Source organism: Microbacterium sp. KHB019 (genome assembly GCF_037285405.1).
Taxonomy (GTDB): domain Bacteria; phylum Actinomycetota; class Actinomycetes; order Actinomycetales; family Microbacteriaceae; genus Microbacterium.
Genome location: NZ_JBBDHF010000004.1, coordinates 185,389 through 200,677, shown reverse-complemented (window position 1 = coordinate 200,677; position 15,289 = coordinate 185,389). Strand labels below are relative to the sequence as shown.

Below are 15,289 nucleotides of genomic sequence, written 5' to 3'. Positions count from 1 at the left end.
GGGACAGGCCGGGGATGCAGGACGCCTCCCGAAGGCTGGCGGGGTCAACCCGCTGGCACTCTGACGCGCCGCTGGCGAACATCCAGGGCCGGATGTCACAATGAGAACTGGCGTGCCTGTGTCGCATCTTCCCCCGCCATGATCCCTGAGCCTGTCGAAGGGTCGTGAGAGGGTCGAACTTCCGCCGGGCCCCTGGACAGCGTCCGCCGCGTCCCTCTCAAGGAGAATGATGTCGACGCCTGAGACCATCACGGCACCCACGAACGCTCGCACCGCGCAGCATCGCCGTTACCTGATGTGCAAGCCGGAGCACTTCACGGTCAGCTACAAGATCAACCCGTGGATGGAGCCCGCCAACCCCACCGACACCGCCAAGGCGGTCGCCCAGTGGCAGAAGCTCTACGACCTGTACCTCGAACTCGGCCATGAGGTCGAGCTCATCGAGCCGCTCGCCGGATACCCCGACATGGTCTACACGGCCAACGGCGGCTTCCTCATCGACGGCCGTGCGTACGTTCCCGAGTTCCGGTTCGTCGAGCGGCAGGGTGAGGCCCCGGCCTTCGCCGACTGGTTCCGCGCCAACGGTTTCGACACCGTGATGCCCGAAGAGGTCAACGAGGGCGAGGGCGACTTCCTGCTCGTCGGCGACACGATCCTCGCGGGCACCGGATTCCGCTCGACCGGCGACAGCCACCGCGAGGTCGGCGAGGTCTTCGGGCGCGAGGTCGTCTCGCTGAACCTCATCGACCCGCGTTTCTACCACCTCGACACCGCGATCGCCGTGCTCGACCCGGTGGAGGGCGTGGCGAACGGCGGCCCCGAGAAGGCCAACATCGCCTACCTGCCCGGCGCCTTCGACGACGCCAGCCGCGCGATCCTCGAGGAGCGCTACCCCGATGCCATCCTGGTCTCCGACGAGGACGGCTCGGTGTTCGGACTGAACTCCGCAAGCGACGGCTACAACGTCATCATCTCGCCGCGTGCGAAGGGGTTCGAGAAGCAGCTCCGCGAGCGCGGCTACAACCCGATCACCGTCGACCTGTCGGAGCTGCTGCTCGGCGGCGGCGGCATCAAGTGCTGCACGCTCGAGCTGCGGGGTGCGAAATGACCCTTGGGCAGACTCAGGGACCGGCTGAGACGCGCACGGCGCTCGAGGCGCACGTCGCGGAGAACTACCACCCGCTCCCTGTGACGATCTCGTCCGCTGAGGGCGTCTGGGTCACCGACACCGACGGCAAGCGCTACCTGGATCTGCTCGCGGCTTACTCTGCCGTGAACTTCGGTCACCGGCATCCCTCGCTCGTCGAGGCGACCGTCGAGCAGCTCGGGCGGGTGACGCTCACGAGCCGCGCGTTCATGAACGATCGCCTCGAGCCGTTCTCCGAGGCGCTCGCGCGTCTGTGCGGCAAGGATCTCGTGCTGCCGATGAACACCGGCGCCGAAGCCGTCGAGACCGGCATCAAGGTGGCCCGCGCCTGGGGCTACCGCGTCAAGGGCATCCCGACAGGCAAGGCGCGTATCGTCGTGGCCGCCGGCAACTTCCACGGCCGCACGACGACCATCGTCAGTTTCAGCGACGACGAAACGGCGCGCGACGGGTTCGGCCCGTTCACGCCCGGCTTCGATGCCGTTCCGTACGGAGATGCGGATGCCATCGCCGCCGCCATCACCGATGAGACCGCCGCCGTGCTCGTCGAGCCCATCCAGGGCGAGGCCGGCGTGATCATCCCCCCTGACGGCTACCTGAAGCGCATCCGCGAGATCTGCGACGAGAAGAACGTCCTGTTCATCGCCGACGAGATCCAGGCGGGGCTCGGCCGCGTCGGCGAGACCTTCGCCTGCGACCGCGAGGGCGTCGTCCCCGACCTGTACCTGCTCGGCAAGGCACTCGGCGGCGGCATCCTGCCCGTCTCCGCCGTCGTGGGGAACCGCGACGTCCTCGGTGTCATCCGCCCCGGCGAGCACGGCTCGACGTTCGGCGGCAACCCGCTCGCGGCCGCGGTCGGACTCCGTGTGGTCGAGATGCTCGAGACCGGCGAGTTCCAGGAGCGCGCCCGCCAGCTCGGGGAGCACCTGCGCGCAGGGCTCGAGAAGCTCGTGGGCGACGGCGTCACCGGCATCCGCGTCGCGGGCCTGTGGGCCGGTGTCGACATCGACCCGGCACGCGGCACCGGACGCGAGATCAGCGAGAAGCTCATGGAGCGCGGCGTGCTCGTCAAGGACACGCACGGCCAGACGATCCGCATCGCGCCACCGCTGGTGATCCGCGCGACCGAGATCGACTGGGCGCTCGAGCAGCTGCGCGTGGTCCTCGCGGGCTGAGGCACTGTCGAGACGGGCTGAGCCCCCGACGAAAGAAGAGAAACCGGGCCGGATGCATGATCCGGGCCCGGTTTCTCGTCTTTCACGGCTTCTCCGACGTGCGGGCGCGCGCCCGCCTACCGGACCGGCGGGGCCTCGTCCTCGCCGTGGGAGGGGACGTCGTGGTCGTCGTACCCGGACAGCTCATCCGACGACACCAGTTCGTCGACGTCGAGCGTTCCCGGCCCGGCATCCGACCGGCGCTCCGCATCGAGGATCGCCTGGGGAATGCGGATCGGCGCCGTCGGCGAGACGGGCATGCCCAGCCGCTTCTGCAGCTGCCGCAGCCAGCGCGGCTGCGCGCCGATGATCCCGCGCTCGTCACGCGACTCGACCTCGAGTCCGTAGTAGTCGCCGATCTTGTCGATGAGCTGCGCGCGTTCCGCACGGGCGTAGGCGCGGCGCTCTCGCGTGAAGGCGACCATGGTCGACCAGCAGATCAGCAGCATCACCACGCTGAACGGCAGCGCGATCGTGATCGCGGCCGTCTGCAGCGCCGTCAGACCGCCGGCGAGCAGCAGCGCGATCGCGAGGGCCGCCGTGACCGCGACGAAGAACGTGCGGATCCAGCGCTTCGGGTTCTGCTGGCCGCCCGTGGCGATCATGCCCATCACCAGGGCGCCCGAATCGGCCGAGGTGATGAAGAAGATCGAGATCAGGAACAGCACGCCGAAGCTCGCGATCGTGCTGCCGGGAACCTGCTGCAGCATCTCGAACAGCGCGCCCTGCAGATCGACGCCGCCCTCGCTGTTGCGGAGGATGCCCGGGTTCTCGAGCTCCATCGCCAGGGCGGATCCGCCCATGACCGCGAACCAGAGGATGCCGATCAGGGTCGGCACGAGGATGACGCCTGCGACGAACTGGCGGACCGTGCGCCCCTTCGAGATGCGGGCGATGAAGATGCCGACGAACGGCGCCCACGACATCCACCAGCCCCAGTAGAACGAGGTCCAGCTCGCCTGCCAGGCCTCGCCAGCCTCGCCCTGGAACGCGCTGACGTTGAACGACAGACCGACGAAGTTCTGGATGTAGTAGCCCATCGACTGAACGAAGTCGCGCAGCAGGAACTCGCTCGGACCGACGATCAGCAGGTACAGCACCAGGATGCCGGCCATGATCAGGTTGATGTTCGACAGCCACTTCATGCCCTTCGTGACTCCCGAGAGCACCGAGGCGAGAACGAACACCGAGATGATGAGGATGATGACGATCTGCGTCGTCTCATCGGGGTCGGCGATGCCGGCGACATCGAGTCCCGCGCTGATCTGCAGCACGCCGAGCCCGAGCGAGGTGGCCACACCGAACAGGGTGCCCACCAGTGCGATGACGTCGATCACGTGACCCCACCCGCCCTCGACGCGCTTGCCGAGCAGGGGTTCGAGCGTCCACCGGATCGAGATCGGGCGCCGCCGGCGGTGGATCGCGTAGGCCAGGGCGAGTCCGATCACGACGTAGATAGACCACGCATGGATGCCCCAGTGCAGGTAGGTCTGTCCGAGTGCCGCCTGCGCGAGCTGCTCCGGCGTGCCGGTGACGCCCGGGCGCGGGGTCACGAAGTGGGTCAGCGGCTCGGAGACGCCGTAGAACACCAGGCCGATGCCCATACCGGCGGCGAACAGCAGCGAGAACCAGCTCATCAGCGAGAACTCCGGCTCGTCGTCGTCCTTGCCGAGCTTGATGTCGCCGTACTTGCTGAAGCCGAGGAACAGACTGAACGCGACGAACACGGCGGCGATCAGCACGTAGTACCAGTTGAAGGCGTTGACGATACTCGTCTGGATCGTCTGGAACAGGCTCTCCGCGACCCCCGGTGCGATCAGGGTGAACGCGACGAACGCGATGACGATCACCGCGGCGGGCCAGAAGACCCAGCGCTGCACGGGCGGCAGCGACCGGTGAGGCGTCGCAGCTGCGGCATCCGTGGTGTTCTCGGCGGCCGGAGCCGCGGCATCCTGCGTCTGATCTTCCCCCGGTGCGGTCATGCGCCCACGCTAACGACAAACGCGGCCGAGCGGCAGTGTCAGTCGGTGCGTTCCGTGCGGATCGGCGTCGTGACCGCGGCGACCTCGTCGCTGAACGCGACGGGATCGACGCGCACGACGGAGACGGGCATCGTCTCGTCCAGGGTGAGGCGGAACCTTGCGCTCTCGTGCCGACGCAGTCGCCCGGAGCCGATGATCCAGGAGAGCCCGACGCTCATCGCGACCAGTCCGGCGACGCCGCCGACGAGGATCGCGGCGCGCGGTCCCGCCACATCGGTGATCCACCCGGCGATCGGCGCGCCGATCGGCGTCGAACCCATCACGACGGCCATGTACAGCGCGAGCACGCGTCCTCGGAGCAGCGGGTCGGTCGTCGTCTGCACGTAGCCGTTGGCCGTGGTCAGCATCGTCACCGTCGAGAACCCCACGAGGATCAGGACGGTCGCGTACGTCCAGTAGGTCGGCATCCACGACGAGACGATGGATGCCACCCCGAACAGTCCGGCCGCGACGATCAGCACCCGCACCCTGGCGCGATCGCGTCGCGCGGCCAGCAGGGCTCCGACGAGGGAGCCGATCGCGAGAACGGAGCTCAGGATGCCGTAGCCGTCGGCCTGACGCCCGAACTCGAGTGCCATCGTCGAAGCGAAGATCGGGAAGTTCATGCCGAACGCGCCGATGAGGAACACCATCACGAAGACGACCTTGAGGTCGCTTCTGGACCAGACGTAGCGGAAGCCCTCGGCGAGCCCGGTGCGCCCGCGGCTCTTGACACGGGGGAGCAGCTCGCCGCGGCGGATGAGCAGCAGCGCCACCAGCATGGCGAGGAAGGTGGCCGCGTTCAGGACGAAGACCCATCCGCTGCCGACGGCGACGATGAGCAGACCGCCCACAGCGGGGCCGATCAGGCGAGCCATGTTGAAGGACGCCGAGTTGAGCGCGACCGCGTTCGAGGCGTCCTCGAGCGTGACCATGTCGGAGACGAATGCCTGGCGCGCCGGGGCGTCGAACGCATTGGTGATGCCGAACGCCAGCGCGAACGCGAACATCAGCGGAAGGGTCATGACACCGGTGAGCAGGAGAGCCGCGACCCCCAGTGCGAGCGCCATGAGCACCGACTGGGTCAGCAGCAGGATCCTGCGACGGTCGAATCTGTCGGCCACCCAGCCGGTGACGCTCACGAGCACGAGCGGCGGGCCGAACTGCAGGGCCATCGTGACCCCCATCGCGGTGGCGTCGTTGTCCGTCAGCTCGGTGAGGACCACCCAGTCCTGTGCGGTCGCCTGCATCCAGCCGCCGACGTTCGACACGAGGGCGCCGAGGAACCAGATCCGGTAGTTGAAGTTCGAGAAGGAACGGAACATGGCGCTCATCGCTCTGCCACCTTCCGCATCAGGGCGGCCGCTTCGCCGAGGGTCCGCAGCTCCTTGTCGCTGAAGTCGAGTTCTGCGAGCGCATCGGCGAGCGCGGCGTCGCGCTTCTGCACGGTCGCGGCGACGATCTGCGTGCCGGCGTCGGTGATCTCGATGTAGACGCGCCGGCGGTCGTCCTCGGACGGGACGCGCACGACCAGGCCCGCCTCGACGAGGGCGTCGACGGAGTTCGACATCGTCGGCGCGCTCACCCGCTCGTGCTGCGCGAGTTCGCCGACCGCAAGGCGGCCGTGCTTGTGCAGATTGGCGACGACGGCGAAGTGCGCATCGCTGAGTCCGTCGTTCGCGCGCTCGCGGCGCAGGCGGCGTGCGAGGCGGAAGGTCGCCATGCGCAGATCGGTCGCGGTGTCGTGGAGGAGGTCGTCGGGTTCAGTCATTACTTAGGTAGTCTAACTAAATTTTCTGAGTGATCGGTCAGAAGAATGCGGTGAGAATGGATGCCGTGACCATCGCACTCGAACTCGCCGTCCAGGATCCATCCGGTGTCCGCATCGCCCGCGAGGTCGGCGCCGCACGTGTGGAGTTGACCCAGGCGCTCGCTCTCGGCGGCCTCACGCCGTCGCTCGCCACGCTCGAGCTGGCCCTGGATGCCGCAGGGGAGCGCGGGCCGGAGGTCCACGTCCTCATCCGCCCGCGGGCCGGCGGATTCCACTACGACGACGACGAGATCGCCGTGTCGGTGCGGGACATCGAGCGGGCGGTGGCCGCGGGCGCGGCAGGTGTCGTCGTCGGCGCTCTCGACGAATCAGGACGTCTGGATGCCGGCACGATCGCGCGGATGCGGGATGCCGCAGGCGCAGCATCCGTCACCCTGCACCGTGCGATCGACGTCACCGCCGACCCGGTGGTGGCGCTCGAGACCGCGGCAGCACTCGGGCTGCGCCGCGTGCTGACATCGGGCGGAGCATCCGCGGCGATCGACGGGATCGAGACGCTGCGCGCCATGGCGACGGCGGCTGCAGGGCGGATCGAGGTCATGGCGGGCAGCGGTGTCAACGCGGCATCCGCGCCGGCGCTCGTCGGTGCCGGGGTCGACGCACTGCACTTCTCCGCCAAGCGGACGATCGCTGCGACCGGTGACGGATCGGTGGCGGACAGCATGGGCGGCCACGAGGTCACCGACCGGGATGCAGCGTTCGCCGTGCGGGAAGCTCTGGGGCTCTGACGCGAGGCACCCCGCGACCGTAGACTCATCCCATGCCCCAGACCTCGGAGTTCACCGACGCGTACGGCGTCGCGATCGTCTACGACGTTCACGCCGCTGAGGGCACGCCTCGTGGCGTCGTGCAGCTGCTGCACGGCGTCGGCGAGCACGCCGGCCGCTACGGCAAGCTCATTGCGGCGCTCACGGATGCGGGCTTCATCGTCTACGCGGACGATCACCGCGGGCACGGGCGCACCGGCATCCGTCAGCACGGCGGGCCGGAGAAGCTGGGTCGTCTCGGAAAGGGCGGTCTGCGCGCAGCCACGGACGCCGTCTGGCAGCTGACCGGGATCATCAAGGACGAGCATCCCGACCTGCCGCTCGTGCTGCTCGGGCATTCGTGGGGGTCGTTCCTCGCGCAGAAGCTCGTGAACGAGCATCCGGAGGCGTGGGATGCCGTCGTGCTCTCGGGATCCGCCCTGCGCACGATCCGCGACCTGAACGCGGCGCCGCTCAATGCGCGGTGGGAGGGCAAGGACGCCACGGGCTACGAATGGCTGAGCCGCGACAAGACCGTGTGGCAGGAGTTCGACGACGATCCGCTAACGACCAACGTGCCGCTGCTGAAGCTGTTCGGTCCGATCGAGGCCCTCAAGCTCTACGGGCGCCCGGCGAAGGATCTCGGGCGTGACATCCCGATGCTGCTCCTGGTGGGCCGGGATGATCCGGTCGGCGGGCCGCGCAGCGTGCACAAGCTCGCCGACGAGTACCGGTCACGGTCAGGGCTCACCGACATCACCACTCTGGTCTATCCGGATGCCCGTCACGAGATCTTCAACGAGCAGCAGCAGCAAGAGGTGCGCGCCGACGTTCTCGCCTGGCTCGACAAGCACATCCCGCGCCGCTGAACTCGTCGGCCCTGGGTCTGTCGAGGGTCGTTAAGCTGGTCTCGTGCATGGTGAGTACAAGGTCCCCGGTGGAAAGCTCGTCGTCGTCGACGTCGAGGTCGCAGACGGCAGGCTGACGGACTTCCGTCTCGCCGGAGACTTCTTCCTCGAGCCGGACTCGGCGCTCGACGACATCAACGCGGCGGTCAACGGCCTGCCTGCGGAGTCGGATGCCACGGTCATCGCCGATGCCGTGCGAGCCGCCCTGCCCGCCGGTGCCCAGCTGCTCGGCTTCAATCCGGAGTCCGTCGGAACAGCCGTGCGCCGCGCGCTCGTGACCGCACCCGGCTGGCGCGACTTCGACTGGGAGATCGTGCACGAGAAGGCCGTCTCGCCTCGCATGAACCTCGCCCTCGACGAGGTGCTGACCTCGCGTGTCGGTGAGGGGCGCCGGCGCCCGACGCTGCGCATCTGGGAGTGGGAGGAGTCCGCGGTCGTGATCGGCTCGTTCCAGTCGTATCGCAACGAGGTCGACCCCGAGGGGGCGGCGAAGCACGGCTTCGATGTCGTCCGGCGGATCTCCGGCGGCGGTGCGATGATGATGGCCGCCGGGCAGATCATCACGTACTCGCTGTACGTGCCTGCCTCCCTCGTGCAGGGCTTGACGTTCGCCGACTCGTACGCGTTCCTCGACGACTGGGTGCTGCAGGCGCTGCGTTCGGTTGGCGTCGATGCGACCTACCAGCCGCTCAACGACATCGCGAGTCCGACCGGGAAGATCGGCGGCGCCGCGCAGAAGCGTCTCGCCAACGGCGGAGTGCTGCACCATGCGACGATCTCGTACGACATCGATGGTCAGGTGATGACCGAGGTGCTGCGGATCGGGCGCGAGAAGCTCAGTGACAAGGGCACGACCTCTGCAGCCAAGCGGGTCGACCCGCTGCGTACGCAGACCGGTCTCAGCCGTGCCGAGATCATCGAGCGGTTCAAAGCGACGTTCCGGTCGCTGACGAACGCCGAGGACGGCACGATCGCTCCCGACGAGTACGCCGACGCCGAAGCGCTCGTCGAGTCGAAGTTCTCGACGGACGCGTGGCTGCATCGTGTGCCGTGAGCGCTGACGCGTCGGGATCCGTCGACATCATCCAGGGCGACAACCTCGACGTCGCGCGCACGCTGCCCTCGGCATCCTTCACCCTGATCTACCTGGACCCGCCGTTCAACACCGGGCGCGCGCAGGAGCGGCAGGTCGTCACCGCTCGCCGGACGCGCCCCAGCACCCGCACAACTCCGGAGAAACCTGCCGAATCGCCCGAACCGGAACCGGAAACGGGCGGATCCGGCGAAAATCTCCGGAGTTATGCGGCGGGGATGGGCGGCGTCCCCGCGCCCGCTGATGCACCGCGCGAGATCCGGCACGGGTTCCACGGGCACGAGTACGAGCGCGTGCGCGGCATGCTGCGCACGTACGATGACCGGTTCGACGACTACGGCGGGTTCCTCATGCCGCGTCTCGAGGAGGCCTGGCGACTGCTCGCCGACGACGGCACGCTGTACCTGCACCTCGACTACCGCGAGGCGCACTACGCCAAGGTGATGCTGGATGCCGTGTTCGGTCGCGACGCGTTCCTCAACGAGCTGATCTGGGCGTACGACTACGGCGCCAAGTCGCGACGACGCTGGCCCACCAAGCACGACACGATCCTCGTCTACGTGAAGACGCCCGGCGGACACGTGTTCAACTCCGACGACATCGACCGCGAGCCGTACATGGCCCCCGGCCTCGTCACGGCCGAGAAGGCCGCGCGCGGAAAGCTCCCCACCGACGTCTGGTGGCACACGATCGTGCCGACCACCGGCCGTGAGAAGACCGGCTACCCCACGCAGAAGCCCGAGGGCATCCTGCGGCGGATCGTGCAGGCGTCCAGCCGCCCAGGCGACCGAGTGCTCGACCTGTTCGCCGGCTCCGGAACGACCGGAGCCGTGGCATCCGCCCTCGGTCGCGACGCCGTTCTCGTCGACGACAACCCGGAGGCCATCCGCGTGATGCGCGAGCGGATGCCGCACGCCGAGGTCTCCGGTCCTTGAGGGCAGACCCGCCCGATGTGGCGGCTTCGGCGCGCTGCGCTTGCTCAGCCCGTTTCGTCTTCGCGGCCGGCGGCCGCTGCGCTCAACGACCCGCAACGGGGTTGAGCGGGGAACGACCGCCCGTCCGTCGTGCAGTTCGAGGACGTCGTCGATCGAGGCGAACTCGCTCAGGACCGCTTCGACAACGCCCGCATCCAGCACCTGCTCGCCCAGATCGGCAAGGACGGCACGACCAAGCTGCGCATGCGCATCGTGGAGGTGCTGCTGGCGGAGCGCGAGGCCGGTCGGGATGCCGCCGCGAGCATCCGCGTGCTCGGATCGTGGGTCGCGCAGGCCCGTTCTGGGCGCACTGCCCGAGGACACCAACGGGGTCGCAGTCGCACAGGCCGCGGCTCAGGGCGATCGCGCGGTCGAGGCATTGCTGACGCTGATCGACAAGCGCCTCACCGAACCGGATATCGTCAAGGCTGTCACCCGAGCCGCCGACGACGTCACTCAGAACTGACACCACTGGAGGAATCATGATCATCGACAAGGCTGAAGTCATCGTCACCAGCCCCGATCGCAACTTCGTCACGCTGAAGCTGACCACGGCCGAGGGGCTCACCGGCCTGGGAGACGCGACGTTGAACGGCCGCGAGCTGTCGGTCGTCGCGTACCTGCAGGAGCACGTCGTGCCGCTGCTGATCGGCTCGGACGCCTCGAAGATCGAGGACACCTGGCAGTTCCTTTACCGCTCGGCCTACTGGCGCCGCGGACCCGTGACGGTGGCCGCGATCGCCGCCGTGGACATGGCGCTGTGGGACATCAAGGCGAAGGCTGCAGGCATGCCGCTGTACCAGTTGCTCGGTGGTGCCTCCCGTGAGGGCCTGCTCGCGTACGGCCACGCATCCGGTAAGGAGCTGCCCGAGCTGTTCGACAGCATCCGCTCGCACCAGGAGCAGGGATACCGCGCCATCCGCGTGCAGACCGGCGTCCCCGGTCTCAAGGCGATCTACGGCATCGCGTCGCAGGCGGCTGACACCGGCGGCGGCGAGGCCCGCTACGACCACGAGCCCGCCCGTCGTGGAGCGAAGCCAGTCCAGGAGGACTGGGACACCCGCGCGTACCTCCGTCATCTGCCCGGCGTCTTCGAGGCTGTCCGCAACGAGTTCGGCCCCGAGATGCCGCTGCTGCACGACGGCCACCACCGGATGACCCCGCTGCAGGCCGCGAAGCTCGGCAAGTCGCTCGAGCCCTACGACCTGTTCTGGCTCGAGGACTGCACCCCGGCCGAGAATCAGGAAGCGCTGAAACTCGTCCGCCAGCACACCACGACGCCGCTGGCGATCGGTGAGATCTTCAACACGATCTGGGACTTCAAGGACCTGATCCGCGACCAGCTCATCGATTACGTCCGCGGCGCAGTCACGCACATGGGCGGCATCACGCCGCTGAAGAAGACCGTCGACTACGCGGCGATGTACCAGATCAAGTCCGGCTTCCATGGCCCCACCGACATCTCGCCGGTCGGCATGGCCGCCCAGATGCACCTCGGGCTCGCGATCCACAACTTCGGCATCCAGGAGTACATGCAGCACGGCGCGAAGACCGACCAGGTGTTCGAGCAGTCGTTCACGTGGAAGGAGGGCCTGCTGCACCCGGGAGACAACCCCGGCCTCGGCGTCGAGCTCAACATGGACGAGGCGGGCAAGTACCCGTACGAGCAGGCGTACCTGCCCTACAACCGTCTCGCTGACGGAACCGTGCATGACTGGTGAGATTCCAGAGTCGGAAGGCAGTGCTCCGCTGATCTGCGTCATGGGGGTGTCGGCGGCCGGCAAGTCCACCGTCGGCATCGCCCTCGCCGAAACGCTCGGCGTGTCTTTCGCGGATGCCGACGGCCTGCACTCGGATGCCAACAAGGCGAAGATGAACGCCGGCACGCCGCTGACCGACGACGACCGCTGGCCATGGCTCGACGCCGTGGGAGGCGCGTTCGACTCGGCGTCCGGCACCGGACTCGTGATGGCGTGCAGTGCGCTGCGGCGTGTCTACCGCGACCGCATCCGCTCGGTCGCCTCGGACGTCGTCTTCGTGCACCTGACCGGATCGCGCGAGCTGCTCACCTCGCGCGCAGAGGCACGGACCGACCACTTCATGCCGGCCTCGCTGCTCGACTCGCAACTGGCCACGCTCGAGCCGCTGGGCGCGGATGAGGCCGGACTCGAGGTGACCGTCGACCGTGCGCCGGACGTCCTCGTCGTGGAGATCGTGGAGCGGCTCGCGCGCTGACGGCTCGAAAGAAGAAGGATTTCCCGGCTTCCGCCTGCATCGAAGCCGGGAAATTCTTCTTCCATCGGTCTTGCCGCCCCCTCACACGAGCGGCAGCACGCTCGCGTAGGCATCCCGATCCGTCCCGGATGCCGGGGCGTCGAACACTCGCGCCGTCCCGGGTTCGGTCGACCAAGCGGGCCAGCCGGGGTCGCCGTCGGTGATGAACCTCACCGCGGCCGCGTGCATGTCGTCCGCCAGGGCCTGCGGCGGAGCGACGCCTGCGAGATTCGCGACCTTCTCACGGTCGAGTCCGTCGAACCAGAACGGCACGTCGAGGCAGTGGCAGGCCCAGCCCTTGACGGGGGACACCCACGAGAACCGGTAGGCCCAGGTCTCGGCATCCGCCCCGCTTCGCGCTTCGGCGACGCGAGGGACCAGCACGCGGAAGACGTGATCGCTGATGAAGCGCCCGACCATCGCGGCGCCACCCTTCTTGCGCTGTGGACGATTGGCTCTGAGATACGCACGGCGGGTCGAGCGGCCGTGCAGGAACGGCAGCAGCAGGATGCCGGACGGCATCCTGCGAAACCGGCCGCCCTCGCGCTCGGCGACCATCGTGAACTCGTCGTCGGTCGAGCCGAGCAGGAGCGGCTTGTCCGATCCGGTGCCGGTTGTGAGTGAGTCCACGGTCGGATGCCTGAGCAGCTCGCCGTCCACCATCGGCCCCCAGGGCAGCCCGTCGTTCAGCAGATCCAGGACCATGCCGATGCCCGCACGGGGAGTCGCGGCCTTCGGCTGCAGCTGGCGGATCCGGCGCTCGGTCAGGGCGCGGAACCCCTCGACATCCGGGGTGACTCCGCCGAGTTCGGCGATGCGGTCGGCGCGCGCCTTCGCGATGGCGAGCGGGACATCGGCGAGAGCGCCGGAGAATGACATGGCCCGATCGAACAGGTGCTGGGCCTGCGGCATCCCGAGCAGCGTGAGCACAGCCCCACCGCCGGCGGACTGTCCGCCGATCGTGACGCGCGACGGGTCGCCGCCGAACGCCGCGATGTTCCGCTGCACCCACTCGAGGGCGGCGATCCAGTCGAGCACTCCGCGATTGGCCGGGGCGCCCGAGATGTACCCGAAGCCGTCGAACCCGAGCCGGTACGAGATCGAGACGGTCACGACGCCGTCGCGGTTGAACCGGGCGCCGTCGTACCAGGGGCTCGCCGGCGACCCCTCCGTGTACCCGCCGCCGTGGATCCAGACCAGCACGGGCAGGGAACCGCCCGTGGCGGGCGTGAAGACGTTGACGTTCAGCGTGCTCTTGCCGGGGACGGCCGGCTCGGGGATGAGGTTCTCCTCCCCCGTGATGCGCAACGGTGTGGCGCCGTAAGTCGTGGCGTCCAGCGGTTCTGTCCACGGGTCGGGAGGGGCGGGAGCCGCGAACCGGAGCTTTCCGACCGGCGGCTTCGTGAACGGGATGCCGAGGAACGCGGCCGAAGCGTCGGGCGTGCCGTGCCCGCGCCAGAAGCCGCGCACCGGGCCGGATGCCGTGTCGACGATGGGGGAGTCGGTCATCCGACGGCATCCTTCAGCGTCTTCACGTGCCGGCGCTCGTGGAGCACGAGACCGGGGCGATTCTCGACCTTGGCGGCGCCGTCCGCGGCCCAGCCGTGGCGTTCGTAGAATGCGCTCGCGCGCTCGTTTCCCTCGAGCACCCACAGATAGGCGACGGCGTGCCCGGCATCGGCGAGCTCGCGCTCGACGGCGGTGATCAGAGCGTGCCCGACACCGGACGACCATGAGTCGGGGAGCGCGTAGATGCCCCAGAGCTCTCCGGTGCCGGGGGCGTCTTCATCGCGCGCGTCTCCGAAGCCGGCCCAGCCGACGACGCGCCCGTCGCGCTGCGCGACCAGGGTCCGTGAGATCCGCTCCGGATCGGCGAGGATGCTCCGCCAGCCGTCTGCTCGCTCCTCGACGGACAGCCCGTCTAGGACCTCCTGCGGCATGAGGCCGCGGTACGCAGCCTGCCACGATCGCACGTGGACCGCTGCGATGCCGTCGGCATCGGTGAGAGCAGCGGCGCGGACGTGCATCGCTCAGCCGGCGCTGCGGCGGGCTTCCCAGCCCGTCTGCACCATCTCGTCGACGGTGTAGCGCATCTTCCAATCGAGATCGCGGGCGGCGAGCTCGCCAGTGGCGACGATCCGGTCGGGGTCGCCGGGCCGGCGGGGGCCGATCTCGGGGACGAAGTCGATGCCGGTGACGCGGACCATGGCATCCATGATCTGCTTCACGGACAGGCCGTCGCCCGACCCGAGGTTGTAGGCGGGCTCGATGCTCTGTCCGCCGGACAGGCGCTGGGCCGCCGCGACGTGGGCTGCGGCGATGTCGCCGACGTGCACGTAGTCGCGGACGTTCGTGCCGTCAGGAGTGTCGTAGTCGTCGCCGAAGATCGCCGGCGTCTCACCGGCGAGCAGCTTCTCGAACACGATCGGGAAGAGGTTGTGCGGGCTGACGTCGTAGACGGTCGGGTCAGCCGAGCCGACGACGTTGAAGTAGCGCAGCGACGTGTGACGCAGCGGACGATCGGATTCGGCCGTCGCGATCGCCTGGTCGCGCAGCATCCACTCGCCGATGAGCTTCGACTCGCCGTACGGGCTGGCCGGCTTCTTGGCGGTGCCCTCGACGACCAGCGGCACATCGGGCGTTCCGAACACGGCGGCGGATGACGAGAACACGATGTTGCGGACGCCGGCGGCCTGCATGGCCTCCAGGATCACGCGCGTGCCCTCTACGTTCTGGGCGTAGGTGTGCAGCGGGCGCTGGACGGAGACGCCGGCGTACTTGAAGCCGGCGACATGGATGACGCCCTCGGCGTCGTACTCGCGCAGCGTGTTCTCGACGAGCTCGCGGTCGAGGATGCTGCCCTCGACGAGGGCCACGTCACCGGGGACGAACGACGGGACGCCGCTGGACAGGTCGTCCAGGACGACAGGAGTGAGTCCGGCCTGGGCGAGTGCGCGTACGACGTGCGCACCGATGTAGCCGGCGCCGCCGGTGACGATCCAAGACATGTGTTCCATTCTCTCAGCCCCGTCTGTTTCTGCCGAATGCACGGTGTCGCCTGCCCGGCGCGTACGTACGGCA

15 protein-coding genes are annotated in these 15,289 nt (G+C 68.6%); 9 read left to right on the top strand and 6 right to left on the bottom strand.

Features of this window, described 5'->3' with window-relative positions:
- Positions 1–229 precede the first annotated feature (229 nt).
- Positions 230–1,108: a dimethylargininase gene (gene ddaH, locus KHB019_RS14140; protein ID WP_230104265.1), complete on the top strand. Its 879-nt coding sequence runs from the start codon at positions 230–232 to the stop codon at positions 1,106–1,108.
- A complete protein-coding gene (gene rocD / locus KHB019_RS14135; protein WP_337459264.1) occupies positions 1,105–2,322 on the top strand; it encodes an ornithine--oxo-acid transaminase in 1,218 nt (405 codons plus the stop codon). Before ddaH ends, rocD begins: the two co-directional genes overlap by 4 nt.
- A 116-nt stretch (positions 2,323–2,438) precedes the next feature.
- Here the strand turns inward: rocD and KHB019_RS14130 are convergent, their stop codons facing one another.
- Genes KHB019_RS14130 through KHB019_RS14120 form a run of 3 tightly spaced genes read right to left on the bottom strand, consistent with a single transcriptional unit; the run spans position 2,439 to position 6,153 of the window.
- Positions 2,439–4,343, bottom strand: coding sequence for a BCCT family transporter (locus KHB019_RS14130; RefSeq protein WP_337459263.1), 1,905 nt, complete (start codon positions 4,341–4,343; stop codon positions 2,439–2,441).
- 38 nt (positions 4,344–4,381) lie between these two features.
- Complete coding sequence (locus KHB019_RS14125) at positions 4,382–5,707, bottom strand: MFS transporter (RefSeq protein WP_337459349.1); 1,326 nt, start codon at positions 5,705–5,707, stop codon at positions 4,382–4,384.
- Positions 5,708–5,712: 5 nt separating this feature from the next.
- Positions 5,713–6,153: a MarR family winged helix-turn-helix transcriptional regulator gene (locus tag KHB019_RS14120; RefSeq protein WP_337459262.1), complete on the bottom strand. Its 441-nt coding sequence runs from the start codon at positions 6,151–6,153 to the stop codon at positions 5,713–5,715.
- A gap of 56 nt (positions 6,154–6,209) precedes the next feature.
- Here KHB019_RS14120 and KHB019_RS14115 point away from each other — a divergent pair, with 56 nt between their 5' ends.
- The 7 genes from KHB019_RS14115 to KHB019_RS14085 all read left to right on the top strand — a co-directional run bounded on the left by KHB019_RS14115 (position 6,210) and on the right by KHB019_RS14085 (position 12,169).
- Entirely contained in the window at positions 6,210–6,941 is a 732-nt protein-coding gene (locus KHB019_RS14115) for a copper homeostasis protein CutC (protein ID WP_443193216.1), read from the top strand.
- Between the two features lie 32 nt (positions 6,942–6,973).
- Complete coding sequence (locus KHB019_RS14110) at positions 6,974–7,828, top strand: alpha/beta fold hydrolase (RefSeq protein ID WP_230104261.1); 855 nt, start codon at positions 6,974–6,976, stop codon at positions 7,826–7,828.
- 43 nt (positions 7,829–7,871) lie between these two features.
- Entirely contained in the window at positions 7,872–8,921 is a 1,050-nt protein-coding gene (locus KHB019_RS14105; RefSeq protein WP_230104260.1) for a lipoate--protein ligase family protein, read from the top strand.
- Positions 8,918–9,895 (top strand): DNA-methyltransferase, encoded by a 978-nt coding sequence (locus KHB019_RS14100; RefSeq protein WP_337459260.1) that lies wholly within the window; start codon positions 8,918–8,920, stop codon positions 9,893–9,895. Before KHB019_RS14105 ends, KHB019_RS14100 begins: the two co-directional genes overlap by 4 nt.
- A 129-nt stretch (positions 9,896–10,024) precedes the next feature.
- Positions 10,025–10,420 carry a hypothetical protein gene (locus KHB019_RS14095; RefSeq protein ID WP_337459259.1) on the top strand — a complete coding sequence of 132 codons (396 nt, stop codon included), beginning with the start codon at positions 10,025–10,027 and terminating at the stop codon, positions 10,418–10,420.
- Positions 10,417–11,655 carry a D-mannonate dehydratase ManD gene (manD, locus tag KHB019_RS14090; protein WP_337459258.1) on the top strand — a complete coding sequence of 413 codons (1,239 nt, stop codon included), beginning with the start codon at positions 10,417–10,419 and terminating at the stop codon, positions 11,653–11,655. Before KHB019_RS14095 ends, manD begins: the two co-directional genes overlap by 4 nt.
- Complete coding sequence (locus KHB019_RS14085; RefSeq protein ID WP_337459257.1) at positions 11,645–12,169, top strand: gluconokinase; 525 nt, start codon at positions 11,645–11,647, stop codon at positions 12,167–12,169. The genes manD and KHB019_RS14085 overlap by 11 nt, the downstream gene beginning before the upstream one ends.
- A gap of 81 nt (positions 12,170–12,250) precedes the next feature.
- Here KHB019_RS14085 and KHB019_RS14080 read toward each other — a convergent pair whose 3' ends face one another.
- From KHB019_RS14080 to galE, 3 genes are read right to left on the bottom strand one after another with little or no spacing between them, the layout of a single operon-like run.
- Positions 12,251–13,717, bottom strand: coding sequence for a carboxylesterase/lipase family protein (locus tag KHB019_RS14080; RefSeq protein ID WP_337459256.1), 1,467 nt, complete (start codon positions 13,715–13,717; stop codon positions 12,251–12,253).
- Positions 13,714–14,235 carry a GNAT family N-acetyltransferase gene (locus tag KHB019_RS14075; protein WP_337459255.1) on the bottom strand — a complete coding sequence of 174 codons (522 nt, stop codon included), beginning with the start codon at positions 14,233–14,235 and terminating at the stop codon, positions 13,714–13,716. Before KHB019_RS14075 ends, KHB019_RS14080 begins: the two co-directional genes overlap by 4 nt.
- 3 nt (positions 14,236–14,238) lie before the next feature.
- Complete coding sequence (gene galE / locus KHB019_RS14070; RefSeq protein ID WP_337459254.1) at positions 14,239–15,216, bottom strand: UDP-glucose 4-epimerase GalE; 978 nt, start codon at positions 15,214–15,216, stop codon at positions 14,239–14,241.
- Between the last annotated feature and the right edge of the window lie 73 nt (positions 15,217–15,289).